1 protein-coding gene is annotated in these 254 nt (G+C 68.9%); it reads right to left on the bottom strand.

Going from position 1 to position 254, the window contains the following annotated elements:
- Positions 1 to 254 (bottom strand): ABC transporter substrate-binding protein (locus VS93_RS26545; RefSeq protein ID WP_046472564.1); only part of this gene is annotated, 254 nt, incomplete at both ends.

Below are 254 nucleotides of genomic sequence, written 5' to 3'. Positions count from 1 at the left end.
GAGGTCGTTCGCGGCGAGGAACATCGGGAAGAGGGTGTGCAGCGAGTCGCCCTCGGTGGAGGCGAGGGTCATCCCCTGCAGGTCGGAGGGTTCCTCGATGTCCTTGTCGGCGAAGAACTGCACCGACGACGGCCCGGTCTGCAGGTACACGCCCAGGCTCTGGACCGGTATGGCCTCACTGGCCATGGCGACCAGGGCCGACGTGTCGGCCCAGCCGAAGTCGCTCTCCCCGGCGCCGACGGTCTGGACCGTCC

This window comes from Allosalinactinospora lopnorensis, from assembly GCF_000981225.1.
Lineage (GTDB): Bacteria > Actinomycetota > Actinomycetes > Streptosporangiales > Streptosporangiaceae > Allosalinactinospora > Allosalinactinospora lopnorensis.
The sequence above is the reverse complement of the archived record's forward strand: the minus strand, read 5'-3'. Positions and strand labels throughout refer to the sequence as shown.